The following is a 22,147-nucleotide window of genomic DNA, read 5'->3' as shown; positions in this document are numbered from 1 at the left end:
CATTGTAACGCGGGCGAGCGCCGGCTATTCCCGGGACCGTAGGCTCGGAGCATGGACCGCCGCTTCGCACTCATGATCGATCCCATCGCCGCCGACGAGGTCCGCTCCGATTTCCGCGACACCTTCACGGCGGTGGATGCCGCCGCACCCGCCCTGAGCGTGGGCGAGCTGAGCACGCAGCGGGGCGACGGGGTGTTCGAATCGATCGGCGTCGTCGACGGCCATGCGCAGGAGGTGGTGCCGCACCTCGAGCGGCTCGCGCACTCGGCGCGGCTGTGCGACCTCCCCGCCCCGAACCTCTCGCAGTGGCGGCAGGCCATCGAGCAGGCCGCGGCCCGGTGCGGCGAGGGCGAGGCGGTCATCAAGCTGATCCTGAGCCGTGGCGTCGAGCACGGGCCCACCCCCACCGCCTGGGTCACGGCGGCACCGGCATCCGACTTCCGCCGCGTGCGCGCCGAGGGAGTGCGGGTCGTCACCCTCGACCGGGGGTACGACCTCGGCGCCGCGGAACGTGCGCCCTGGCTGCTGCTGGGCGCGAAGACGCTGTCATACGCGGTGAACATGGCGGCGCTGCGCGAGGCGCACCGTCGTGACGCGGACGACGCGATCTTCCTCTCCACCGACGGCTACGTGCTCGAGGCGCCGACCGCCTCGCTCATCCTCCGCTTCGGCGACCGGTTCGTGACCCCGGCGCCGAACGGCGGCATCCTGCACGGCACGACGCAGCTCAGCGTCTACGAGCACCTCGCGGAGCGCGGCTTCGCGGTGGGCTACGACCGCATCGCGGCATCCGATCTGCCTCGGGCGGATGCCGCGTGGCTGGTCTCGAGCGTGCGCCTGGCGGTGGCGATCACGGCCGTCGACGGGGCCGCGCTGCCCGTCGACCGGGTGCTCACCGACGAGATGAACGCGTACCTCCTCTCGCCGCGCGAGTGAACCCGGCGGGATTCCGGATGCCGCGGCCACGGTCCGGCGTGTCGCGGGCGACTGGCGGCGACACGCCGGCATCCGTCCGGAATCCGGGTCGCGCGTGATCAGCGCTCGAGTCGCGCGACGATCGCGGCCAGCACGGTCGGCCACTCGTGCACGATGAGGGCGTAGTCGAATCTCAGGGTCTCGTAGCCGCGCGCTGCCGCCCTCGCATCGCGCCGGAGGTCCTTGTGCCGCTTCGACGTCGCCGCCGGCGTGCCCACGGCATCGTCGTGATTCGCCCGGCCGTCGGCCTCGACGATGATCCGGTCGTCGAGGAGGAAGTCGACCTCGCCGACCCCGTCGATGAGCACCTGGGTCCGCACCGCGATGCCCTCCTTGTGCAGCCGAAGGCGCACGAGCGACTCCAGGCCGCTGTCGGCGTCCGCGCGCGCGAAGGCGAGGAGCCAGCGAAGGGGTCGGGGGAGTCGTGCTCCCAGCCATCTGAGCCTCGGCGCCGGCAGGAGGCTCTGGCGAAGCGCCGACTCGAGGGCGACGAAGAAGGCCTCCTCGCCCTCGCACAGCGCCACCTGCAGCAGGACGTTCTCGACCGGCGGCAGACGGCCGACCAGCGCGGTACCGGCATCCCAGTGGATGCGAAGCGACGAGGCGCAGCCGGCGCGGGTGCATCCGTGCGCATCGCCTCGACGTCCCAGCCACACGTGGAAGGACGGCGCACGGTCGCGGACCTCGAGCACCCAGAGACCATGCAGCCGTGCGGCCGTCGTGCACGCGGGGCCGCCGCCGTGCTCCGCGGCGTGCACGAGCGCGTCCGGGGTGTCCGGCAGGGCATAGACCCCCTGCCGGATACGCCGTACCTCGCCCGCCGCGACCGCCCGTGTCAGCTCGCGCTTCGTGACCCCGGCATGGGCGAGGTCGCGCGTCCGGGCGACGGGGCCGTGCCTCGCCAGCGCTGCGTCGGCACGACGGAAGGACATCGCCCCAGCATCCGCTCGGATCGTCCTGCCCGGGGACCGTGACCCCCGTCCGGGAGAGGGACGTCGGATCTGCCGACGTGTGCAGGAACAGTCGCGCGGCCCGGATGCCGGAAGAAGGCCGGAGTGTCGGGCCTCGAAGCCCGGCGACACGCCGTGCGGATGCCGCAGCATCCGGCATCCGGCACACCCCCGAGAACGCGGCTCAGCCGAAGCGGCCGGAGACGTAGTCCTCGGTGGCCTGCACCGACGGCGTCGTGAAGATCGTGCTGGTGTCGTCGTACTCGATGAGCTTGCCGGGCTTGCCGGTGCCGGCGATGTTGAAGAACGCCGTCTTGTCGGACACGCGGCTCGCCTGCTGCATGTTGTGCGTGACGATGACCACCGTGTACTGCTGCTTGATCTCGGCGATCAGCTCCTCGATCGCGAACGTCGAGATCGGGTCGAGCGCGGAGCACGGCTCGTCCATGAGGATCACGTCGGGGGAGACGGCGATCGCACGCGCGATGCAGAGGCGCTGCTGCTGGCCGCCCGAGAGGCCCGATCCGGGCTTGTCGAGGCGGTCCTTCACCTCGTTCCACAGGTTCGCGCCGCGCAGCGAGCGCTCGACGAGGGAATCCTGGTCGCTCTTCGCCATGCGGGCGTTGTTGAGCTTCACGCCGGCGAGCACGTTCTCCTTGATCGACATGGTCGGGAACGGATTGGGGCGCTGGAACACCATGCCGACGCGGCGGCGCACGAGCACGGGATCGACATTGGCACCGTAGAGGTTCTGGCCGTCGATCAGCACCTCGCCCTCGACGCGGGCACCGGGGATGACCTCGTGCATGCGGTTGAGGGTGCGGAGGAAGGTCGACTTGCCGCAGCCGGACGGACCGATGAACGCCGTCACGGTGTTGGGCTTGATGTCGATGTTCACGCCCTCGACCGCGAGGAAGTCGCTGTAGTAGACGTTGAGGTCGTTGACTTCGATGCTCTTGGACATCTGAGAGATCCTTCTTGTTGACTCGGGAACGGGGGCCGCTCAGCGACCGCTGGTCTTCGGGGCGAACACCTTGGCGACGATGCGCGCCAGCAGGTTGAGCAGCATGACGATCACGATGAGCGTGAGCGCCGACGCCCAGGCGCGTTCGATGAACGCATCGGCGGGGATGCCGGGGTATTTGGCCTGCATGTAGGAGAACACGGGGAGTGTCGCCATCTGCCCGGCGAACATGTTGAGGTTCATGCTCGGCACGATGCCGACTGTGAGCAGCAGGGGCGCGGTCTCGCCGATGACGCGCGAGATGGCCAGCATGATGCTCGTGGTGATGCCGGCGATGGCGGTGGGGATGACGACCTTGATGATCGTGAGCCACTTCGGGACGCCGAGGGCGTACGCCGCCTCGCGCAGCTCGTTCGGGACGATGCGCAGCAGCTCCTCCGACCCGCGGACGACGACGGGGATCATCAGCACCGACAGGGCGAGTGAGCCCATGATGCCCATCCGTGTGCCGGGGCCGAGGAGGAGGGCGAAGACCGAGTAGATGAACAGACCCGCGACGATCGACGGAATTCCGGTCATGACGTCGACGAGGAACGTGATGCCCCGCGCGAGCCGGCGTCCCTCGCCGTACTCGACGAGGTAGATCGAGGTCATCAGGCCGATCGGCACCGAGATGATCGTCGCTCCGAGCGTGATGAGCACGGTGCCCCAGATGGCGTGGATCGCCCCGCCGCCTTCGCCCACGACGTTGCGCATCGAGAAGCTGAAGAACTCGCCGTCGAACCGGGTGAGGCCGTTGACGACGACGGTGTAAAGGAGGGAGACGAGCGGCAGCAGGGCGACGACGAACGCCGACGACACCAGGGCCGTCATCAGGCGGTCCATGGCGTGCCGTCTGCTCTCCGCCACAGCCGAGAGCAGATAGATCGCGGCCATGTAGAGCAGCATCCCCACGACGAGCGTCATCGCGATGTTGAAGTCGGCCGGGTCGCCGCCGATGTTCGCGAAGGTGAAGATCACGGCGGCGACGGCGAAGCATCCGGCGAGCAGCGCCCAGGGCGCCCAGGTGGGCAGATGCCCGGCCGTCGTCGACGGCGACGCCGTGGCGGGTGTGGGGCTCGGGTTCGGTGCGAGGGCGGTGGTGGTCATGTCAGTTGGCTCCCGAGAACTCGGCGCGGCGCGAGACGATCCAGCGGGCGACGAAGTTGACCGCGAAGGTCACGATGAACAGGATCAGACCGGCGGCGATGAGGGTGTTGACGCCCTCGTCGTGCGCCTCGGGGAACCGCAGGGCGATGATCGCCGGGATCGTCGTCGGGTTCTCGGGATTGATGAGGTTGAAGGTGACGATGCCCAGCGGCGACAGCACGAGAGTCACCGCCATCGTCTCGCCGAGCGCCCGACCGAGACCGAGCATCGCGCCCGAGACCATGCCGCTGCGGGCGAAGGGCAGCACGGCCATGCGGACCATCTCCCACCGGGTCGCGCCGAGGGCGAGGGCCGCCTCCTCGTGGAGGCGAGGCGTCTGCAGGAAGACCTCGCGGCAGATCGCGGTCATGATCGGCAGGATCATGACCGCGAGCACGAGGGATGCCGTCAGGATGGTCTTGCCCGTCCCCGAGGGCGTGCCCGAGAACAGCGGGATCCAGCCGAGGTTCTCGTTGAGCCACTTGTAGAACGGCACGAGCATCGGTGCGAAGGTGAGGGCGCCCCAGAGGCCGAAGACGACCGAGGGCACGGCGGCCAGCAGGTCGATGATGTAGCCGAGCACGCCGGCGAGGCGGCGCGGGGCGTAGTGCGAGATGAAGAGCGCGATGCCGATGGCGATCGGCGCGGCGATGACCAGGGCGATGAGGCTCGACCACAGGGTGCCGAAGACGAACGGCCACACCCAGGACAGGAACGACTGGCCCTCGAGGATGTGGTTGCCCGAGCTGTCGGGCGCCAGGGCGGGGATGGCCTGGAGGATCAGGAAGATCGCCACAGCGGCCAGGGTGACGAGGATGATGATGCCCGCGCCGAGCGCGGTGCCCGAGAAGACGCGGTCTCCGCGGCGGCGGAGGCCGGGGCGCGACGCGGTCGAGCGGACGGGTTCGGGGTCCGTCGTGGTGATGGTCATCGAGGCTGCTCCACGGTGCTCGAAGGGACGTGCGGGCTTTTCATGCGGGTGCCCCCGCGTGTGCCGGTCTCGTGTCGACCAGCGCACGCGGGGGCGACGGGCGCTCTCAGCTCAGGGCTGAGAGGGGGGTCATTCGGTGACGATCGCGTCGATCGCGGCGGTGACCTGCTCGCGCAGCTCGGCCGAGATCGGTGCGCTGCCGGCGGCTTCCGACGCGGCGGACTGGCCCTCCTCGGACGCCACGTACTCGAAGTACGCCTTGACGAGCGAGGCGACCTCGGCGTCGTCGTACTCGACGCAGCCGACCAGGTACGACACCAGGGCGATCGGGTACGAGCCGGCGGGTGCGGCGGCCGGGTCGACGTCGAAGGCGAGGTCGTGGTCCGAGCGGCCCTCCTCGAGCGGCGAGGCGGCCACCAGCGCCGCAGCGGCGTCGGCCGAGTAGGGCACGTACTCGCCCTCGACCTGCACGGCGACCTGGCCGAGCTCCGAGGCCTGCGACGCGTCGGCGAAGCCGATGTAGCCGACGCCGTTGGTGATGGCGTTGACCACGCCCGAGGTGCCGTCGCCGGCCTCACCGGTCTGCAGCGGCCACTCGTCGCTGGCCTCGTGGGTCCACACGTCGGGGGCGACGGCGCTGAGGTACTTGGTGAAGGTCTCCTGGGTGCCCGACGGGTCGGCGCGGTGCACGGGGACGATCGCCTGATCGGGCAGCTCGACACCCTCGTTCTGCGAGGCGATGGCCTCGTCGTTCCAGTTGGTGATCGTGCCGGCGAAGATGCCCGCGATCGTTGCGCCGTCGAGGTTCAGCTCGTCGATGCCCTCGAGGTTGAAGGCGACGGCGACGGGGGAGATGTAGACGGGGATCTCGACGATCTCGTCGGAGGCGCAGGAGCCGAAGCCGCCGGCGGCGAGCTCGTCGGCGTTGAACGCGCGGTCCGAGCCGATGAAGTTGGAGGAGCCGGCGAGGAAGTTCTCGCGGCCCGTGCCGGAGCCGGTCGCGGTGTAGTTGACGGTCGCGTCGGGGTTGGCCGTCTGGAAGGCGGCGACCCAGGCCTGCTGAGCGGCCTCCTGCGACGAGGCGCCGGTGGCCTCGATCATGCCCGAGAGCGTGGAGTCGGAGGGCGCATCGCTGGAGCCGCCGGTGCCGCCTTCGTTCGCGGCACAGCCGGCGAGCGCGAGAGCGGCGACGGCGCCGATGGCGCCGATACGTGCGATTCGGGAGATCTTCACTGTGGATCCTTCGATCTTGGAGGGGTAGGGCCCGGTGCAGGGCACACAGTGACGCTAAGTGCGGCGGTTAACGAGACTCTCCCGCGCAGGTGAACGGGAGGTGAACGCCGGGCGACTCTCTGGGGCGGCGCTGCGACGGTGTCAGACCTTGGGGACGTGGCTCTCGATGGCGATGATGCCGGAGCCGGGGTTGGTCGCCGAGAGGTGCACGACCGAGAACGCGCCGGGCACCAGATCGGCGGCACTGCTGAGGTACGAGCCCTGGATGGTCCCGGTGGCCAGAGCGATCTCCGACAGGAGTCCCGGCAGCACGGGGCCGTGGCTGCAGAGCACCGCCGGCTTGCCGGCCCGCACGCGGCGGCCGACGACGGCGCGCAGGTCGGCCGTGTCGTCCTCCCAGGCGTCCTGACTGATCCTGCCGGTCTTCGTGAGCTTGCGATCGAGGGAGCGAGCCAGGGGGCGCACCGTCTCGACGCATCGCACCGCGTCGCTCGTGACGATCTTGCGCACGCCGAAGGCGCGCAGCGGCCCCACGATCGACTCCGCCTGCCTCCGGCCGCGCTCGGTGAGCGGACGTGCCGCATCCGCGCCGTCCCACTCGGAGCGGGGGAGGGCCTTCCCGTGGCGCAGCGCGATCACGGGGAAGGTGCGCAGCACCCCGTCGTCGACGAGGTGGGTGAAGAAGTCGAGGATCTCGAGGTCGACCGGATAGCTGAGCCTGGCGCGCGCCTTCTTCACGCTCACCCACTCGATCGCCGCGATCTCGCGGTTCGGCACGAACGTCGATTCGCGGATGGCCTCGTCGGTCGCCTCGGCCGCCCAGTAGTGGACGACCTTCTGCTTGCGCGACGCGAGGTGGTACCGGCTCACCCCGACCGGAACGCCGAGAGCGACGCGGATGCCGGTCTCTTCGAGCACCTCGCGCACCGCGGTCTCGGCGAGCATCTCGCCCGGATCGACCTTGCCCTTGGGCAGCGTGACATCGCGGTACTTCGTGCGGTGGATCAGCAGGATCCGGAGCTTTCCGTCGACGAGCCGCCAGACCACGGCGCCGGCGGCGTAGACGGCCTTCTCCGTCATCGCACCGCCCGCGCGCGGCGCCGCCGCTGGATCAACCCCATGGTCTTATCCTGCAGGTCCACGAGCGGCTTGCCCGTGGCGTCTTCGGCGTGGCGCTCCCACACCCCGTCGGCGCCGAGATGCCACGAGGTGGTGCCGGCGTCCATCGCGAGGTCGAAGAACGACTGCAGCTCCTGCAGATGCGCGGGGTCGCTGACGCGCACCAGCGCCTCGACCCTCCGGTCGAGGTTGCGGTGCATCATGTCGGCGCTGCCGATGTACACCTGCGGGTCTCCGGCGTTCTCGAACGCGAAGATGCGCGAGTGCTCCAGATACCGGCCCAGGATGCTGCGCACGGTGATGTTCTCGCTGATGCCCTCGAGATCGGTGCGCAGGCTGCAGATGCCGCGCACCCAGACGTCGACCTTCACCCCTGCGGCGCTCGCACGGTACAGGGCGTCGATGATCTCCTCGTCGACCATCGAGTTCACCTTGATGCGGATGTGCGACGGCTTGCCCGCCACCGCGTTCTTGCGCTCGGCGTCGATGAGCCGGACCAGGCCCTTCCGCAGGTGCAGGGGGGCGACGAGCAGCCGCTTGAACTTCTTCTCGATCGCGTAACCGCTCAGCTCGTTGAACAGCCGGGTGAGGTCTTTGCCGACCTGCGCGTCGGCCGTGAAGAGCCCGAAGTCCTCGTAGATGCGGCTCGTCTTCGGGTTGTAGTTGCCCGTGCCGACGTGCGAGTAGTGGCGCAGCATCCCGTCTTCCTCGCGGATGACGAGCGCGAGCTTGCAGTGGGTCTTCAGTCCCACCAGGCCGTAGACGACGTGCACGCCGGCCTTCTCGAGCTTGCGCGCCCAGACGATGTTGTTGGCCTCGTCGAACCGCGCCTTGACCTCGACCAGGGCCAGCACCTGCTTGCCCGCCTCGGCCGCGTCGATCAGGGCCTGGACGATCGGGCTGTCTCCCGACGTGCGGTACAGGGTCTGCTTGATGGCGAGCACGTGGGGGTCGCGCGCGGCCTGCTCGAGGAACGCCTGCACGCTCGTCGTGAACGACTCGTAGGGGTGGTGCACCAGCACGTCGGACTTGCGGATCGCCTTGAAGATGTCGGCGCGGGTGTTCGAGCCCGTGGGCTGGAACGCGAGAGCCGTGGTCGGCAGGTGCGGCGGGTAGCGCAGGTCGGGGCGGTCGAGGCGTGACAGATCGAACAGTCCGCGCAGGTCGAGCGGTCCGGGAAGCCGGTACACCTCGAGGTCGGTGATGTCGAGTTCGCGGACGAGGAGGTCCATGGTGACCTCGTCCATGTCGTCGGTGATCTCGAGCCGGATCGGCGGACCGAAGCGGCGTCGCAGCAGCTCGGCCTCGAGCGCCTGGATGAGGTTCTCGCTCTCGTCCTCTTCGATCTCGACGTCTTCGTTGCGGGTGAGGCGGAACGCGTGGTGGTCGAGCACCTCCATGCCGGGGAAGAGGTCGCCCAGGTGGTTGGCGATCAGCTCCTCCAGGCGCAGGAAGCGCTTGATCTCGCTGTTGCCAGGGACCTCGACGAACCGCGGCAGCATGGGCGGCACCTTGAGGCGGGCGAACTCCTGGCGGCCGGTTCGGGCGTTGCGGATGCGGATCGCGAGGTTCAGCGACAACCCCGAGATGTACGGGAACGGGTGGGCGGGGTCGACCGCCAGGGGCATCAGCACCGGGAACACCTGTGCGCCGAAGTAGTCCGACAGCGCGGACCGCTCGTCGTCGGTCAGCTCGTTCCAGTCGATGATCTCGATCCCGGCGTCGGCGAGGGCGGGACGCACGAGGTCGGTCCAGGCAGCCGCGTGGCGCAGCTGCAGCGCGTGCGCCTCGCGCGAGATGTCGGCGAGCGCGTCGATGGGGGAGCGACCGATGTTGGTCGGCACCGCGAGGCCGGTCATGATGCGGCGCTTGAGGCCGGCGACGCGCACCATGAAGAACTCGTCGAGATTGCTGGCGAAGATGGCCAGGAAGTTCGCCCGCTCGAGCTCGGGCAGCGACGGATCCTCGGCGAGTTCCAGCACACGCTGATTGAAGGCCAGCCAGCTCAGCTCGCGGTCGAGGTACCGGTGGTCGGGCAGCAGGGCGTCGGGCGATTCGACGGCGTCGAAGTCGTCGTCTTCGGCGTCACCGAGACCGGCATCGGTGAGTGCGGGATCGATCATGGGGTACATCTAAGCACCGCGAGGTGACGCGCGTGTGAACGGAGCCGTCGCTAGCGCGCCGCCACCATGCTCTCGTCCTCGTAGACGTTGAAGCGGTAGCCGACGTTGCGCACGGTGCCGATGATGTGCTCCTGGTCGCCCAGCTTCGCCCGCAGCCTCCGCACATGCACGTCGACGGTGCGGGTGCCTCCGAAGTAGTCGTAGCCCCACACCTCGCTGAGCAGCTGCTCACGGGTGAACACCCGTGACGGATGCGTGGCGAGGAAGTGCAGGAGCTGGAACTCCTTGTAGGTGAGGTCCAGCGGCTTGCCGCGCAGCTTCGCCGAGTAGGACTGCTCGTCGATGGTGACGCCAGAGGCCTGCACGCGCGAAGGCTCGGCGACCTCGTCGCGGCGGGCGAGGGCGAGACGCAATCGCGCGTCGATCTCGGCGGGGCCGGCCGTCGCGAGCAGCACATCGTCGATGCCCCAGTCTCCCGACAGGGCGCTCATGCCGCCCTCGGTCACCACGAGAAGGAGCGGCGCGTCCTGACCGGTCGCGCGCAGCAGCCGGCACAGCGACTTCGCTCCGGCGAGGTCGTGACGGCCGTCGACCATGACGACGTCGTAGTCGGGTGCGTTCACCAGCTGCGCCGGCTCGGCCGGAATCGGTCGCACGCGGTGACTGAGCAGTTCGAGGGCGGGGAGGACCTGCTCCGACAGTGGAGCGTTGGTCAGAACCAGCACCAGGGCCACGCGCACTCCTCACCGGCGACGGGGAGTCGACGCCGTGCCGCCATGATACCGGCAGCCGATGCGCAACAATGGTGTCATGACCGAACCTGCCCTCGCACCGCGCAACGCCTTCGTCGGCGTCGTCGCCGTGTGGGCGGTCGCCTTCGTCGCGACGGTCGCCGTCGGGGTCTTCGTGCCGGAGGAGTGGCGCATCCCCTGGCTTCTCGTCGCCTTCGGAGCAGTGGTGCTCCTGTCGTTCGCCGTGCAGCTCTGGTACGGCCGCACGCAGGGCTTCATCTTCCGCGTGGCGGGCAGCGTCACGGGGGCGCTGCTGCTGATGGGACTCATCTCCATCGGATTCGGCCTCGCCGCCCTCCTCCCGTCCTGACCGTCCGGCCGCGAGGTAAGCTGGTGGCATGGACCTCATGGCGCTCGAAATCTTCTACATCGGCCTGCTGGGCCTCGCGAGCCTCGCTATCGTCTTCGTCTCGGCCGTGGTGCTGCGCAATCTCTTCCGCGGTCAGCGCTGACGCATCGTGCTCGAACTGCCCACCGACCTCCCCGCCGACCTCGCGCCGCTCGCGTGGCTGATCGGCGTGTGGGAGGGCACGGGGGTCATCGACTACCCGGTCGGCGACGACCGCCTGCAGGGCGAGTTCACGCACCGGGTCAGCTTCAGCCATGACGGCGGCCCCTTCCTCAACTATGCGGGAACGGCCACGTTCACCGGGGACGACCACGCGGTATCGATCCCGTTGACGGCGGAGACCGGATTCTGGCGCCTCTCCCGTCCCGCCACGGCAGCGGATGCCGGTCCCGCACTGCTTCCGCCGCAGGCCGAGACGGTCGCGCGGACGGTGCACGACGTCGAGGCCCTGCGCGCCGAGAACGGCGCTTTCCCGATCGAGGTGTCGCTCGCGCACTCCGACGGCATGCTCGAGTTCTATCTCGGCGAGATCAACGGGCCCCGCGTGGACATCGCATCCGATGCCGTGGTCCGCGCTGCGGGCACGAAGGAATACGGCGCCGCCTCGCGCATGTACGGACTGGTCGACGGTCATCTGCTGTGGGCGTGGGACATCGCGGCACTCGGCACACCGCTGCGCGCCCACGCCTCGGCGCGTCTGGCCAAGGTCTGAGGCGGCCGCGGCCGTGATCGGCAGGAGGTGAGACGCGCGTGTTCGAGAACGTCAGCGGGGCAGTGACCGGAGAGACGGGCATCGCCCACTTCGGCGATCCGTTCCGCGAGCAGCGACGGCTCGCCGCCGGAGAAGCCGTCGTCGCACTGTCGGACCGCACCGCGATCGAGGTCTCAGGACCCGAGCGTCTCGGGTGGCTCGACTCGATCACCTCGCAGTCGGTCGGCCGGCTGAGCGCCGGAGACAGCACCGAGCTGCTGGTCCTCGACCCGCAGGGCCGCGTGGAGCACGCGGCAGGAGTCGTGGACGACGGCACGGCGACGTGGCTGATCGCCGATGCCGCCGATGCCGAGGCGCTCGCCGCGTGGCTGACGCGCATGAAGTTCCGCACGCAGGCGACCGTCGAGGTGCGCGCCGACATCGTGCTGGTCGGTTTCGTCGACGGCGGCACCGCCGCGCGAGCCGTGCATGCCGCAGCATCCGCTCGCGACCGCGTCCCGCTCGTCTGGGAGGACCCGTGGCAGCACGTCGCCGTCGGCGGCCACCAGTACAGCGAGGTCGTCGATCACCCCGGTGCGTCGCTGGCATGGCGGGTCGCCCTGCTCGATGCGGATGCCGCGGGCGCGCTCGAATCGTCGCTCGAGCCCGCCGCCACCGCTGGTCTTCTCGCGGCCGAGGCTCTGCGCATCGCGGCGTGGCGCCCCCGGTGGTCGGCCGAGGTCGACGAGAGGTCGCTTCCGCATGAGTCCGATTGGCTCCGCACGGCCGTGCATCTGAACAAGGGGTGCTACCGCGGTCAGGAGACCGTCGCCAAGGTGCACAACCTCGGACACCCGCCGCGACGGCTCGCCGCCCTGCATCTCGACGGCAGCGATGCCGTGCTGCCGGCCGCGGGCGACCCCGTCTTCGCCGGAGACGACGAGGTCGGACACCTCACCTCCGTCGCCAGACACCACGAAGACGGGCCGATCGCGCTGGCGATCCTGGCTCGGCGCGCACCCGACGGCGATCTGCTGGTCCGCGCCGAGGGCGGCGACATCGCCGCCGCGCAGCAGGTCATCGTTCCTGCGGATGCCGGGGCGACGGCCGGCGTGCCGAGGCTCACGCGCCTGTCACGGCGCCCCAGCGCGCCCGATCCGCGGCACGCCGGCTGAGCCGGTAGCCGCCCCGGTCGTCGAGCGACCTTCCCCCGTCCGTTGAGCGAGGAGCGCAGCGACGAGACGAAACGCTGTGCGTCGGACGTTTCGTCGCGCTGCGCTCGCTCGACGACCGTCCTGCGGTCGTCTCGCGACGCGGTGCGATCACGCGCGCGGCGCGACGGCCGACCACGGCAGGGTCAGCTCGCCCAGCCGCCAGCGCGCGCGACCGCCGGAGACGGGCCACCCCTGATCGCGGAGGGCGGTGACGGCCGCGAGGAAGCGCTGGGTCGCCCCGAAGGTCGACAGCGCGGCTGCCCGGTCCCACTCCCGGTCGAGGTCGACGAGCAGGGCGTGCACCCGCTCGCCGGGGACGTTGCGGTGGATGAGAGCCTTGGGCAGCCGCTCGGCGACGATGCTCGGGCGCTCGAGTCCGGCGAGCCTCAGCGACAGGGTGAAGCGGGCGGGCCGTCCGTCGGACGTCAGGTCGACCCAGCTCGCGACGCGCCCGATCTCGTCGCACGTGCCCTCGACGACGAGCCCGCCGGGGGTCAGACGCGACGACATCGTCCGCCACGCCTCCGTCACGTCGGATTCGTCGTACTGCCGCAGCACGTTCATGGCGCGGATCACGGCCGGACGCCTGCCGTCGACGATCGGCACCTCGAACCCTCCGCGGCCGAACGAGACGCGGAGGTCGCTCGGGAACCCGGTGCGACCGGCGCGGACGTCGGCGAGTTGAGCCTCGGCGGTCGCCACCCGGGCCGGGTCGATCTCGAGGCCGCGCACCTCGGCATCCGGTCGCACGGCGCGCAGACGGGCGGCGAGCTCGAACGCCGTGACGCCGCTCGCCCCGTACCCGAGGTCGACGACGAGCGGATCGACCGCACGGCGGAACGCGCGGCTCGCCGCGATCCACCGGTCGTTGCGGCGCAGCCGGTTGGTGCCGGTCGTTCCGCGCGTGGGGCGGCCCAGAGGAGATGACGCCATGAGTCCATCCTCCCGCCCGCCCTCGCCCGGCGACCAATCCATCGAGGTCGACGTCGATAAACTGGCGGCATGACTGCGACGCGCACCCTGATCCTCCTCCGCCACGGCCGGAGCGAATGGAACGAACTGAATCTGTTCACCGGTTGGGTGGACGTCCGCCTCAACGAGCAGGGCCGGAAGGAGGCCCGCCGCGGCGGCGAGCTGCTGGCGGAGGCCGGCATCCTCCCCGACGTGCTGCACACCTCGCTCCTCAGCCGCGCCATCCAGACGGCCGACATCGCGCTCGACGCCGCCGATCGCCTCTGGATCCCGGTGACGCGCTCCTGGCGCCTGAACGAGCGGCACTACGGCGCGCTGCAGGGCAAGGACAAGGCCGAGACCCTCGAGCAGTTCGGACCCGAGCAGTTCCAGCTGTGGCGCCGGTCGTTCGACGTGCCGCCGCCCCCGCTCGACGACGACAGCGAGTTCAGCCAGGTGAACGACGTGCGCTACGCCGGCATCGACGGCGAGGTGCCGCGCACCGAGTCGCTCAAGCTCGTGATCGACCGGCTGCTGCCGTACTGGGAGGATGCGATCGTCCCCGACCTCGCGGCGGGCCGGACCGTCCTCGTGACGGCCCACGGCAACTCGCTGCGGGGGCTCGTCAAGCACCTCGAGGGCATCAGCGACGACGACATCGCCGAGCTCAACATCCCCACCGGCATCCCGCTGGTGTACGAGCTCGACGAGGACAACGTGCCCACCGGCCCCGGCCGCTACCTCGATCCCGAGGCCGCCGCAGCCGGCGCCGCGGCCGTCGCCGCGCAGGGCAAGAAGTAGGTCGCCGAGACCCCGCCCAAACGCCGAGACCCCCTGCTGCAGACGACTGCAGCAGGGGGTCTCGGCGTGAAGGAGGGGTCTCGGCGACTCAGGCGTGTCCGAGCTCCTGCTGGTGCTCGACGGCCAGAGCGATCTCGGCCTCGGTCACCTGCCAGTCGCCGGTGGTGAGGTAGACCATCTTCTTCGCGACGGCGACCGCGTGGTCGGCGAAGCGCTCGTGGTAGCGGCTGGCCAGCGTGGCGTCGACGGTCGCCGTGGCCTCGCCCTTCCAGTTGTCGCTGAGGACCTTCTCGAAGACGCTGGCGTGCAGCTCGTCGACGTCGTCGTCGGCATTGCGGATGATGTCGGCGAAGCGCAGATCTCCGGTGCGCAGCAGGTCGGAGAGCGTGCGGGAGATCTCGACATCGAGCTCGCCCATCTTCACGAACGTGCCCTTGAGGCCGCGCGGGATGGCGCGCTCGGGGAACCGCAGGCGGGCGAGCTGCGCGATGTGCTCGGACATGTCGCCCATCCGCTCGAGCGACGCGCTCACCCGCAGCGCCGTGACGACGATGCGGAGATCGCGTGCGACCGGCTGCTGACGGGCGAGGATCTCGATGGCCTGCTCGTCGAGCTGGATCGCCATCTCGTCGATCTTGGCGTCATCGGCGATGACCTCTTCGGCCAGCGCGACGTCGCTCGTCGCGAACGCGCGCGTCGCCTTGTCGATCGAGACCGTCACGAGATCGGCGATCTCGACCAGGCGGGCCTGAAGGTCCTCGAGGGACTGGTGGAAGACTTCGCGCATGTGAGGCGCACCCTTTCGTTCAGATCTCGGCGGAGCACGAGAACGGGCGGACCCCGCTCCCGCGCAGTCCGATGCGATTGTGTGCCCCGAAGGTTAACGGACGGTGCCCAGCACGTGAATAGTACTTCCCGCCTCCCGCCCACGGCCCGTTCACCCGCCGGTGCGGCGGCGGACGCACTCTACGCTGGTGACATGACGCTGCCCCAGCTCGCCCTGATCGCCCTCGCCGTCGGCGTGGTGATCGGGGTCGGGGCATCGCTCGTCGTGGCCTGGGCCTATCGCGCCCGCGCCCGTGTCGAGCAGGAGACCTCGCTCGCGGTGCCCGACGGCGTCAGGGCGGTGCTCGAGAGCATGGACGATGCGGCGTGCGTGGTCGACTCGTCGGGACTGGTCCTCGCCGGCAGCAGTGCGGCGAAGAGGTTCGGGATCGACGTCGGCTCCACGCTCGACAACCCTGAGCTGCGCCAGCTGATGCGCTCGGTGCGCTCCTCGGGCGGGAGCAGGACCGAGTCGATGCGCCTCACCCGAGGCGGACTCAGCCTCGATCCGCGACTCGTTTCCGCGCGAGCCAGCGTCCTGGGTGCGCGCATGGTGCTGCTCATCATCCGCGACGTGACCGAGCAGGAGCGTCTCGACCAGATGCGCCGCGACTTCGTCGCGAACACCAGCCACGAGTTGAAGACGCCGGTGGGTGCGGTGAGCCTGCTCGCCGAGGCCATCGAGTCGGCGGCCGACGACCCGGCCCAGGTGCGCATCTTCGCCGCACGCATCTCGGCCGAGGCCGGGCGGTTGGGCCAGCTCACCGGCCGCATCATGAGCCTGTCGCGACTGCAGGCCGAAGACGGTCTCGCCGAGGTCGGACCGGTGGCGATCGACGAGGTCATCGCCTCGTCCATCGAGGCGCACGTCGTGCAGGCCGACTCCGCGGGAGTCGAGTTGGCGCGCGGCGGCGATCGCGGCGTCTTCGTCCGCGGCGACGCGCAGATCCTCATCGAGGCCGTCGGCAATCTCATCGCCAACGCCATCGTCTACTCCCCGCGCGGATCCCGTGTCGGCGTCGGGGTCAAAGCCGACGACGGCGTGGTGGAGATCGCCGTGACGGATCAGGGCATCGGCATCGCCGAGGCCGATCGCGAACGCATCTTCGAGCGCTTCTACCGCGCTGATGAGGCGCGCTCGCGTCGAACCGGCGGCACCGGTCTCGGACTCGCGATCGTCAAGCACGCCACGCAGCGCCACGGCGGCGAGGTGCGCCTGTGGTCACGGCCGGGGCGGGGATCGACCTTCACGATCCGTCTGCCTCAGATCGACGCCCCCGCGCGGATCGATGCGGACAGGAAGAACAGGAAGAAACGCGAACGCCGAGCGGCCAGGGCCGCGGCATCCGGTCGCGTGCGAAAGGGAGAGACAGCATGACCCGCATCCTTCTGGTCGAAGACGAACCCGACCTCGCCGACCCGCTGGCGTATCTGCTGCGCCGCGAGGGCTACGAGGTCGAGATCGCCGAGGACGGACCCGGTGCCCTGGCCGCGTTCCGCGATCGCGGCGCCGACATCGTCCTGCTCGATCTGATGCTCCCCGGGATGCCGGGCACCGAGGTGTGCCGGCAGATCCGGTCGACGTCGGCGGTGCCGATCATCATGCTCACGGCCAAGGACTCCGAGGTCGACATCGTGGTCGGACTCGAACTCGGCGCCGACGACTACATCACCAAGCCGTACTCCTCGCGCGAGCTGCTCGCCCGCATGCGCGCTGTTCTGCGTCGGGTCGTGCAGGCCGAGGCCGAGCTCGACGAGCGTGTGCTCGACGGCGGCCGCGTCTCGCTCGACATCGACCGGCACACCGTCTCGGTCGAGGGTGCCCAGATCAACATGCCGCTCAAGGAGTTCGAGCTGCTCGAGGTGCTGATGCGCAATTCCGGTCGCGTGCTCACCCGTGGTCAGCTCATCGACCGGGTGTGGGGGAGCGACTACTTCGGCGACACGAAGACGCTCGACGTGCACATCAAGCGCATCCGCTCCCGCATCGAGGAGAACCCGAGCGAGCCCGTGATGCTGGTGACCGTGCGGGGCCTCGGGTATCGCTTCGAAGGGTGAGCCGTGAACAGGCGAGAGGCCGGCACCCCTCGGGGTGCCGGCCTCTCGCCGCGAATGTCGGGGGGCGATCAGTCCTCGGGCGCCGGGGCGGCGGTGTCGGTGGGGATCGGTGCCGGTGTCGGCGTCGTCTCCTCCGATCCGCGGGCACCGACCTCGGGCACGAGGTCGGCGTAATAGGGGAGCGACCCGTCGAGCACGGGCACCTCGCTCTTGACGCCGGTCGAGTCGCCGGACTGGAAGTGCATCTCGATCGTCGCGCCGGGCATGGTGTCGAGGTCGACGATGCGCAGCGGCTCCTCGTTCGCGCCGAGGCTCATGGTGTCGTTGGCGGGGACGGTGATCGTGAAGGAGTCGCTGCCCCCGAGGCCGATCGTGAGCGTCGCCCTCTCATTCGTGGGGTTGACGATCGCGGCGACGAAGTTGCCGACCGAGCCGTCTTCGGTGGCCACGATGAAGGCGTTCCGCACGTCGATGGGGCCGTCGGCGTCTGAGATGTTCACACCGTCGGACGCGGCGTACTCGATCTCCGTCGACTGCGGCGTGATGAACGTGCATCCCGTCGCACCGAGAAGCACGAGGGCGCTGACGGCGGCAGACGCAACAAGGCGCGATTTCACAGGTCCTCCTGGGGTCCGGCGGGGTGTCCGCACTCATTCTACGGGTATGGCGGCACCCTCCCCAGGACGCCGAGGCGCGAACCTTAGCGCATATCCCCTGTGGTATCCTTGAGGTTGCCGAAAGGACACGTTTTTATGCTTTTTGAGGTTGGCGAGACCGTCGTCTATCCGCACCATGGCGCTGCGACCATCATCGAGGTCAAGGAGCGCATCATCAAAGGTGAGACGAAGAAATATCTGAAGCTCAACGTCACGCAGGGCGACCTCGTCATCGAGGTTCCGGCGGAGAATGTCGACCTGGTCGGCGTTCGCGACGTGATCGGCAAGGAGGGCCTCGACCATGTGTTCGAGGTGCTGCGCGCCCCGTTCACGGAAGAGCCCACGAACTGGTCGCGTCGCTACAAGGCGAACCTGGAGAAGCTCGCTTCGGGCGATGTGATCAAGGTCAGCGAGGTCGTCCGCGATCTGTGGCGTCGCGATCAGGACCGCGGGCTCTCCGCGGGCGAGAAGCGGATGCTGGCCAAGGCGCGTCAGATCCTCATCTCCGAGCTCGCGCTCGCCGAGAAGACGGACGAGGACAAGGCGGGCTCCCTGCTCGACGAGGTCCTCGCCTCCTGAGACGTTCCACGAGAGGGCGGATGCTGCGCGCATCCGCCCTCTCGTCGTCTCACCCCCACGCGGTAGCGTGAGACGGTGACCCTGCTCCCCGTTCCCCACACCGCGATCATCGTCGTCGCCGCCGGTTCCGGCACGCGACTGGAGGCCGGAGCGCCGAAGGCGCTGGTCGGCATCGACGCGCATTCGATCCTCCGTCACGCACTCGACGGCGTGTTCGCCGCCGGCCCGGCCCAGGTGATCGTCGTCGCTCCGGCCGGCCACGAGGGCGATGCGCGGGCGGAGCTCGAGGCGGCCGCGGGCGAGCGCCGCGACCTCGGCAGGGTCGTGACCGGTGGCGCGACCAGACAGGAGTCGGTCGCCGCGGGGCTCGCCGCGCTGTGGGGCGACGTGACGACCGTGCTCGTCCACGACGCGGCGCGGGCGCTCACCCCGTCGGCGCAGATCGACGCCGTCATCGCCGCGGTCGATGCCGACACCGGCGTCATCCCCGCGCTGCCGGTCGTCGACACCCTCAAAAGGGTCGACGCCGACTCCGTGGTCGGGATGGTCGACCGCTCCGAGCTCGCCGCCGCGCAGACGCCCCAGGGCTTTCCGCGCGACCTCCTGGTCAGCGCGTACACCGCTGCGGAGGCGGCGCGGATCGAGTACACCGACGACGCCGCCCTCTTCGCGGCATCCGGACACCGGGTTCGCCGCATCGCCGGCTCCGAGCGGGCGTTCAAGATCACGACTCCCGCCGACCTCGAGCGTGCGCGGCACCTGCTCGCGGCGTCCGGCACCCCGGCGACCACGTCCGAGCCGGCATCCGTCACCGTGCCCGGCGCCGGGGTGCCGCGCGTCGGCATCGGCACCGACGTGCACGCGTTCGGCGGCGACGGCGACCTCTGGCTCGCCGGGCTGCGGTGGCCCGGCGAGCAGCCGCTGTCGGGTCATTCCGACGGCGACGCCGTCGCGCACGCCATCGTCGACGCACTGCTGGGCGCCGCCGGAATCGGGGACATCGGCGAGCACTTCGGCACCGCGCACCCGGAGTACGCGGGCGCTCACGCCGAGGTGTTCCTCGCCCGCACGCGTGAGTTGCTGGCCGAGGCCGGCTATGCGATCGGCAACGTCTCGGTGCAGTTCCAGGGGAGCAGGCCGCGCTTCAGCACCCGCCGGCCCGAGGCCGAGGCCGCCCTGTCGACCGCGCTCGGCGGCGCTCCCGTGTCGGTTACGGCGACCACGACCGACGGGCTGGGGTTTCCCGGGCGCGGCGAGGGCATCTCGGTCACGGCCATCGCGCTCGTCGTTCCCGACGGCTCGTCGTCGCACGGCGGTCGCCCGGTCACGCCCGAGTAGGCTTGAGCGGTGACTCTCCGCCTCTACGACACCCGCGCCGCCGAGCTGCGCGACTTCGTGCCTCTCGACTCCGAGAACATCACGATGTACGTCTGCGGACCCACCGTGCAGTCCGGCCCCCACATCGGACATGTGCGGGCGGCGCTGAGTTTCGACCTGCTGCGACGATGGCTCGCGCACCGCTACGGCCGGGTCACGTTCGTGCGCAACGTCACCGACATCGACGACAAGGTTCTCGCGAACGCGACGGATGCCGAGCCCTGGTGGGCCCTCGCCTACCGGATGGAGCAGGAGTTCACCGCGGCATATGCCGGTGTCGGCATTCTCCCGCCCACGTACGAGCCGCGGGCGACGGCATCGGTCCCTCAGATGCAGGAGCTCATCGCCCGCCTGATCGAGCGCGGGCACGCCTACGCCGCACCGGACGGGTCGGGCGACGTCTACTTCGACGTCCGCTCCTGGAACGCGTACGGGTCGCTGACGCACCAGTCGATCGACGCCATGGAGGCGGCGGAGGATGCCGATCCCCGCGGCAAGCGCGCCCCCCAGGACTTCGCGCTCTGGAAGGGGGCGAAGCCGGGCGAGCCGGCCGACGCCACCTGGGAGTCGCCGTGGGGCGCGGGCCGCCCCGGCTGGCACATCGAGTGCTCGGCGATGTCGAAGCGATACCTCGGCGCCGAGTTCGACATCCACGGCGGAGGGCTCGACCTGCGCTTCCCGCATCACGAGAACGAGCTCGCGCAGTCGACCGCCGCGGGCGATGGCTTCGCCCGGTACTGGGTGCACAACGGCCTGGTCACGGTGAACGGGCAGAAGATGTCGAAGTCGCTCGGCAATTTCACCCTCGCGGCCGACGTGCTCTCGCAGCACGATCCGCTCGTCGTGCGCTACGCGCTCGCCGCCGCGCATTACCGGTCGAGTCTCGACCTCACCGAGTCGTCGTGGTCGGAGGCGGATGCCGCGCTCGGCCGCATCAGCACCTTCCTGCAGCGAGCCGCGCGAGTCGCCGGAGACGGCATCGGATTCTTCGTCTCGCAGAGCATCCCCGAGGCGTTCGCGGCGGCGATGGACGACGACCTCGGAGTGCCGCAGGCGCTCGCCGTGCTGCACGAGACGGTGCGCGCGGGCAACGCCGCGCTCGACGCGGGGGAGACGGATGCCGCGCTCGATGCGCTGCGGGCCGTGGTGGCGATGACCTCGGTCCTCGGCCTCACCCCGGCATCCGATGCGGCGTCCGACGCCGCGGCATCCGCACTCGACGCCCTCGTGCAGACGATGATCGCCCAGCGCGCCGAGGCGCGGGCGGAGAAGGACTGGGCGGCGGCCGATCGCATCCGTGACGCGATCGCCGCCGCAGGAATCACGCTGGAGGACTCTCCGGCCGGAACTCATTGGAGCATCGATGGCTAAGCCGCAGCGCCCCGGCGCGAGCAACAGCAAGAAGAAGGGCCCCACCAAGGGCACGGGCGGTCTCGGACGGAAGGCGCTCGAGGGGCGCGGTCCGACCCCCAAGGCCGAGGACCGCGCCTGGCATCCCGCCGGCAAGCGCAAGGCCGCGGCCGAGCGCTATGCGGCCGCCGGCGGCAAGGGCCGTCCGGGCGCGCGCCCGTCATCGGGCAGCAACCCGAATCGCGCGCCCAAGGCGAAGTCCGGCGACGACACCGAGAACGTCACGGGCCGCAACTCGGTGCTCGAGGCGCTCCGGGCGAAGATCCCGGCGACGGCCTTCTACATCGCGCAGCGCGTCGAGATGGACGACCGCGTCAAGGAGATGCTGTCGATCGCCACGCACCGCGGCATCCCGGTGCTCGAGGTCACGCGGCAGGAGCTCGACCGAATGGCCGGCTTCGACGGCGTGCACCAGGGCGTCGCGATCAAGGTGCCGCCCTACGAGTACGCCCACCCGCAGGATCTGCTGGAGAAGGTGATCGACCGTGGCGAGGTGCCCCTGTTCGTCGCGCTCGACGGCATCACCGACCCCCGCAATCTCGGTGCGATCATCCGCTCGGCCGCCGCCTTCGGCGGACACGGGGTCATCCTGCCGCAGCGCCGCTCGGCGGGGGTGAACTCGGCCGCCTGGAAGACGAGCGCGGGCGCGGCCGCGCGCCTCCCGGTCGCGCTGGCGACCAACCTGACCACCCAGCTCAAGGAGTTCAAGAAGCAGGGCGTCTTCGTGCTCGGCCTCGACGGAGACGGCGATGTGTCGCTGCCCGACCTCCAGCTGGCCGACCGGCCGGTCGTCATCGTCGTGGGATCCGAGGGCAAGGGACTGTCGCGCCTGGTCACCGAGACGTGCGACCAGGTGGTGTCGATCCCCATCTCGGCGGCGGCGGAGTCGCTCAATGCGGGGATCGCGACGTCTGTCGCGCTCTATCAGGTCGCCACGGTCCGCAACGCGAAGAAGGCATAGG

The 22,147-nt window shown here is 70.1% G+C and carries 22 protein-coding genes; 11 read left to right on the top strand and 11 right to left on the bottom strand.

Annotation, left to right across the window (positions count from 1 at the left end):
* Window positions 1-51 precede the first annotated feature (51 nt).
* Window positions 52-936, top strand: coding sequence for an aminodeoxychorismate lyase (locus AB3M90_RS13935; RefSeq protein WP_412952917.1), 885 nt, complete (start codon window positions 52-54; stop codon window positions 934-936).
* Between the two features lie 98 nt (window positions 937-1,034).
* On the opposite strand, the gene AB3M90_RS13930 is transcribed toward AB3M90_RS13935, so the two are convergent.
* From AB3M90_RS13930 to AB3M90_RS13895, 8 genes are all read right to left on the bottom strand, one after another.
* Window positions 1,035-1,907 carry a type IV toxin-antitoxin system AbiEi family antitoxin domain-containing protein gene (locus AB3M90_RS13930; RefSeq protein ID WP_412952914.1) on the bottom strand — a complete coding sequence of 291 codons (873 nt, stop codon included), beginning with the start codon at window positions 1,905-1,907 and terminating at the stop codon, window positions 1,035-1,037.
* A 202-nt stretch (window positions 1,908-2,109) separates the two neighbouring features.
* A complete protein-coding gene (gene pstB, locus AB3M90_RS13925) occupies window positions 2,110-2,889 on the bottom strand; it encodes a phosphate ABC transporter ATP-binding protein PstB (RefSeq protein WP_412952911.1) in 780 nt (259 codons plus the stop codon).
* Between the two features lie 39 nt (window positions 2,890-2,928).
* On the bottom strand, window positions 2,929-4,038 hold the full coding sequence (pstA, locus tag AB3M90_RS13920) for a phosphate ABC transporter permease PstA (protein WP_412952909.1): 1,110 nt from the start codon (window positions 4,036-4,038) through the stop codon (window positions 2,929-2,931).
* A 1-nt stretch (window position 4,039) separates the two neighbouring features.
* On the bottom strand, window positions 4,040-5,008 hold the full coding sequence (pstC, locus tag AB3M90_RS13915) for a phosphate ABC transporter permease subunit PstC (RefSeq protein ID WP_412952907.1): 969 nt from the start codon (window positions 5,006-5,008) through the stop codon (window positions 4,040-4,042).
* 129 nt (window positions 5,009-5,137) lie between these two features.
* The gene (gene pstS / locus AB3M90_RS13910) at window positions 5,138-6,241 is read right to left on the bottom strand and encodes a phosphate ABC transporter substrate-binding protein PstS (RefSeq protein ID WP_412952904.1); all 1,104 of its coding nucleotides are present in this window, start codon (window positions 6,239-6,241) and stop codon (window positions 5,138-5,140) included.
* Between the two features lie 141 nt (window positions 6,242-6,382).
* A complete protein-coding gene (locus AB3M90_RS13905; protein WP_412952902.1) occupies window positions 6,383-7,321 on the bottom strand; it encodes an NUDIX hydrolase in 939 nt (312 codons plus the stop codon).
* Window positions 7,318-9,483 (bottom strand): RNA degradosome polyphosphate kinase, encoded by a 2,166-nt coding sequence (locus tag AB3M90_RS13900; protein WP_412952899.1) that lies wholly within the window; start codon window positions 9,481-9,483, stop codon window positions 7,318-7,320. The genes AB3M90_RS13905 and AB3M90_RS13900 overlap by 4 nt, the downstream gene beginning before the upstream one ends.
* A 50-nt stretch (window positions 9,484-9,533) precedes the next feature.
* The gene (locus AB3M90_RS13895) at window positions 9,534-10,217 is read right to left on the bottom strand and encodes a winged helix-turn-helix transcriptional regulator (protein WP_412952896.1); all 684 of its coding nucleotides are present in this window, start codon (window positions 10,215-10,217) and stop codon (window positions 9,534-9,536) included.
* 76 nt (window positions 10,218-10,293) lie between these two features.
* Between AB3M90_RS13895 and AB3M90_RS13890 the strand changes: the two genes are divergently transcribed.
* The 3 genes from AB3M90_RS13890 to ygfZ all read left to right on the top strand — a co-directional run bounded on the left by AB3M90_RS13890 (window position 10,294) and on the right by ygfZ (window position 12,489).
* Window positions 10,294-10,584: a hypothetical protein gene (locus tag AB3M90_RS13890; RefSeq protein WP_412952894.1), complete on the top strand. Its 291-nt coding sequence runs from the start codon at window positions 10,294-10,296 to the stop codon at window positions 10,582-10,584.
* Between the two features lie 148 nt (window positions 10,585-10,732).
* The gene (locus tag AB3M90_RS13885) at window positions 10,733-11,335 is read left to right on the top strand and encodes a nitrobindin family protein (protein ID WP_412952891.1); all 603 of its coding nucleotides are present in this window, start codon (window positions 10,733-10,735) and stop codon (window positions 11,333-11,335) included.
* Between the two features lie 38 nt (window positions 11,336-11,373).
* Window positions 11,374-12,489: a CAF17-like 4Fe-4S cluster assembly/insertion protein YgfZ gene (gene ygfZ, locus AB3M90_RS13880; RefSeq protein ID WP_412952889.1), complete on the top strand. Its 1,116-nt coding sequence runs from the start codon at window positions 11,374-11,376 to the stop codon at window positions 12,487-12,489.
* A gap of 147 nt (window positions 12,490-12,636) precedes the next feature.
* On the opposite strand, the gene AB3M90_RS13875 is transcribed toward ygfZ, so the two are convergent.
* Window positions 12,637-13,461, bottom strand: a complete 825-nt coding sequence (locus tag AB3M90_RS13875) for a class I SAM-dependent methyltransferase (protein WP_412952886.1) — start codon at window positions 13,459-13,461, stop codon at window positions 12,637-12,639.
* Between the two features lie 69 nt (window positions 13,462-13,530).
* On the opposite strand from AB3M90_RS13875, the gene AB3M90_RS13870 reads away from it, so the two are divergent.
* Window positions 13,531-14,280, top strand: coding sequence for a phosphoglyceromutase (locus tag AB3M90_RS13870; protein ID WP_412952884.1), 750 nt, complete (start codon window positions 13,531-13,533; stop codon window positions 14,278-14,280).
* 88 nt (window positions 14,281-14,368) lie between these two features.
* On the opposite strand, the gene phoU is transcribed toward AB3M90_RS13870, so the two are convergent.
* A complete protein-coding gene (phoU, locus tag AB3M90_RS13865; protein WP_412952881.1) occupies window positions 14,369-15,067 on the bottom strand; it encodes a phosphate signaling complex protein PhoU in 699 nt (232 codons plus the stop codon).
* A 192-nt stretch (window positions 15,068-15,259) separates the two neighbouring features.
* Between phoU and AB3M90_RS13860 the strand changes: the two genes are divergently transcribed.
* Window positions 15,260-16,483 (top strand): sensor histidine kinase, encoded by a 1,224-nt coding sequence (locus AB3M90_RS13860; RefSeq protein WP_412952879.1) that lies wholly within the window; start codon window positions 15,260-15,262, stop codon window positions 16,481-16,483.
* Window positions 16,480-17,163: a response regulator gene (locus AB3M90_RS13855; protein ID WP_412952876.1), complete on the top strand. Its 684-nt coding sequence runs from the start codon at window positions 16,480-16,482 to the stop codon at window positions 17,161-17,163. Before AB3M90_RS13860 ends, AB3M90_RS13855 begins: the two co-directional genes overlap by 4 nt.
* Before the next feature lie 68 nt (window positions 17,164-17,231).
* Here AB3M90_RS13855 and AB3M90_RS13850 read toward each other — a convergent pair whose 3' ends face one another.
* Entirely contained in the window at window positions 17,232-17,780 is a 549-nt protein-coding gene (locus AB3M90_RS13850) for a DNA modification methylase (RefSeq protein WP_412952873.1), read from the bottom strand.
* Window positions 17,781-17,915: 135 nt separating this feature from the next.
* Here AB3M90_RS13850 and AB3M90_RS13845 point away from each other — a divergent pair, with 135 nt between their 5' ends.
* The 4 genes from AB3M90_RS13845 to rlmB all read left to right on the top strand — a co-directional run bounded on the left by AB3M90_RS13845 (window position 17,916) and on the right by rlmB (window position 22,146).
* Window positions 17,916-18,398 (top strand): CarD family transcriptional regulator, encoded by a 483-nt coding sequence (locus tag AB3M90_RS13845; RefSeq protein ID WP_412952870.1) that lies wholly within the window; start codon window positions 17,916-17,918, stop codon window positions 18,396-18,398.
* 75 nt (window positions 18,399-18,473) lie between these two features.
* Window positions 18,474-19,736: a 2-C-methyl-D-erythritol 4-phosphate cytidylyltransferase gene (ispD, locus tag AB3M90_RS13840; protein ID WP_412952868.1), complete on the top strand. Its 1,263-nt coding sequence runs from the start codon at window positions 18,474-18,476 to the stop codon at window positions 19,734-19,736.
* Window positions 19,737-19,745: 9 nt separating this feature from the next.
* Window positions 19,746-21,146 (top strand): cysteine--tRNA ligase, encoded by a 1,401-nt coding sequence (cysS, locus tag AB3M90_RS13835; protein WP_412952865.1) that lies wholly within the window; start codon window positions 19,746-19,748, stop codon window positions 21,144-21,146.
* On the top strand, window positions 21,139-22,146 hold the full coding sequence (gene rlmB, locus AB3M90_RS13830) for a 23S rRNA (guanosine(2251)-2'-O)-methyltransferase RlmB (protein ID WP_412952863.1): 1,008 nt from the start codon (window positions 21,139-21,141) through the stop codon (window positions 22,144-22,146). The genes cysS and rlmB overlap by 8 nt, the downstream gene beginning before the upstream one ends.
* Window position 22,147: the final 1 nt, after the last annotated feature.

The organism is Microbacterium martis (assembly GCF_047246685.1).
In the GTDB taxonomy this organism is placed as follows: Bacteria; Actinomycetota; Actinomycetes; order Actinomycetales; family Microbacteriaceae; genus Microbacterium.
This window is presented reverse-complemented; position numbering and strand designations above follow the sequence as displayed.

Bases quoted from the DNA above. Each gene is read 5' to 3' on its own strand.
- AB3M90_RS13935 (WP_412952917.1), top strand. From the start codon at position 52: ATGGACCGCCGCTTCGCACTCATGATCGATCCCATCGCCGCCGACGAG.
- AB3M90_RS13930 (WP_412952914.1), bottom strand. From the start codon at position 1,907: ATGTCCTTCCGTCGTGCCGACGCAGCGCTGGCGAGGCACGGCCCCGTC.
- pstB (WP_412952911.1), bottom strand. From the start codon at position 2,889: ATGTCCAAGAGCATCGAAGTCAACGACCTCAACGTCTACTACAGCGAC.
- pstA (WP_412952909.1), bottom strand. From the start codon at position 4,038: ATGACCACCACCGCCCTCGCACCGAACCCGAGCCCCACACCCGCCACG.
- pstC (WP_412952907.1), bottom strand. From the start codon at position 5,008: ATGACCATCACCACGACGGACCCCGAACCCGTCCGCTCGACCGCGTCG.
- AB3M90_RS13905 (WP_412952902.1), bottom strand. From the start codon at position 7,321: ATGACGGAGAAGGCCGTCTACGCCGCCGGCGCCGTGGTCTGGCGGCTC.
- AB3M90_RS13900 (WP_412952899.1), bottom strand. From the start codon at position 9,483: ATGATCGATCCCGCACTCACCGATGCCGGTCTCGGTGACGCCGAAGAC.
- AB3M90_RS13890 (WP_412952894.1), top strand. From the start codon at position 10,294: ATGACCGAACCTGCCCTCGCACCGCGCAACGCCTTCGTCGGCGTCGTC.
- AB3M90_RS13875 (WP_412952886.1), bottom strand. From the start codon at position 13,461: ATGGCGTCATCTCCTCTGGGCCGCCCCACGCGCGGAACGACCGGCACC.
- AB3M90_RS13870 (WP_412952884.1), top strand. From the start codon at position 13,531: ATGACTGCGACGCGCACCCTGATCCTCCTCCGCCACGGCCGGAGCGAA.
- phoU (WP_412952881.1), bottom strand. From the start codon at position 15,067: ATGCGCGAAGTCTTCCACCAGTCCCTCGAGGACCTTCAGGCCCGCCTG.
- AB3M90_RS13860 (WP_412952879.1), top strand. From the start codon at position 15,260: ATGACGCTGCCCCAGCTCGCCCTGATCGCCCTCGCCGTCGGCGTGGTG.
- AB3M90_RS13855 (WP_412952876.1), top strand. From the start codon at position 16,480: ATGACCCGCATCCTTCTGGTCGAAGACGAACCCGACCTCGCCGACCCG.
- AB3M90_RS13845 (WP_412952870.1), top strand. From the start codon at position 17,916: ATGCTTTTTGAGGTTGGCGAGACCGTCGTCTATCCGCACCATGGCGCT.
- rlmB (WP_412952863.1), top strand. From the start codon at position 21,139: ATGGCTAAGCCGCAGCGCCCCGGCGCGAGCAACAGCAAGAAGAAGGGC.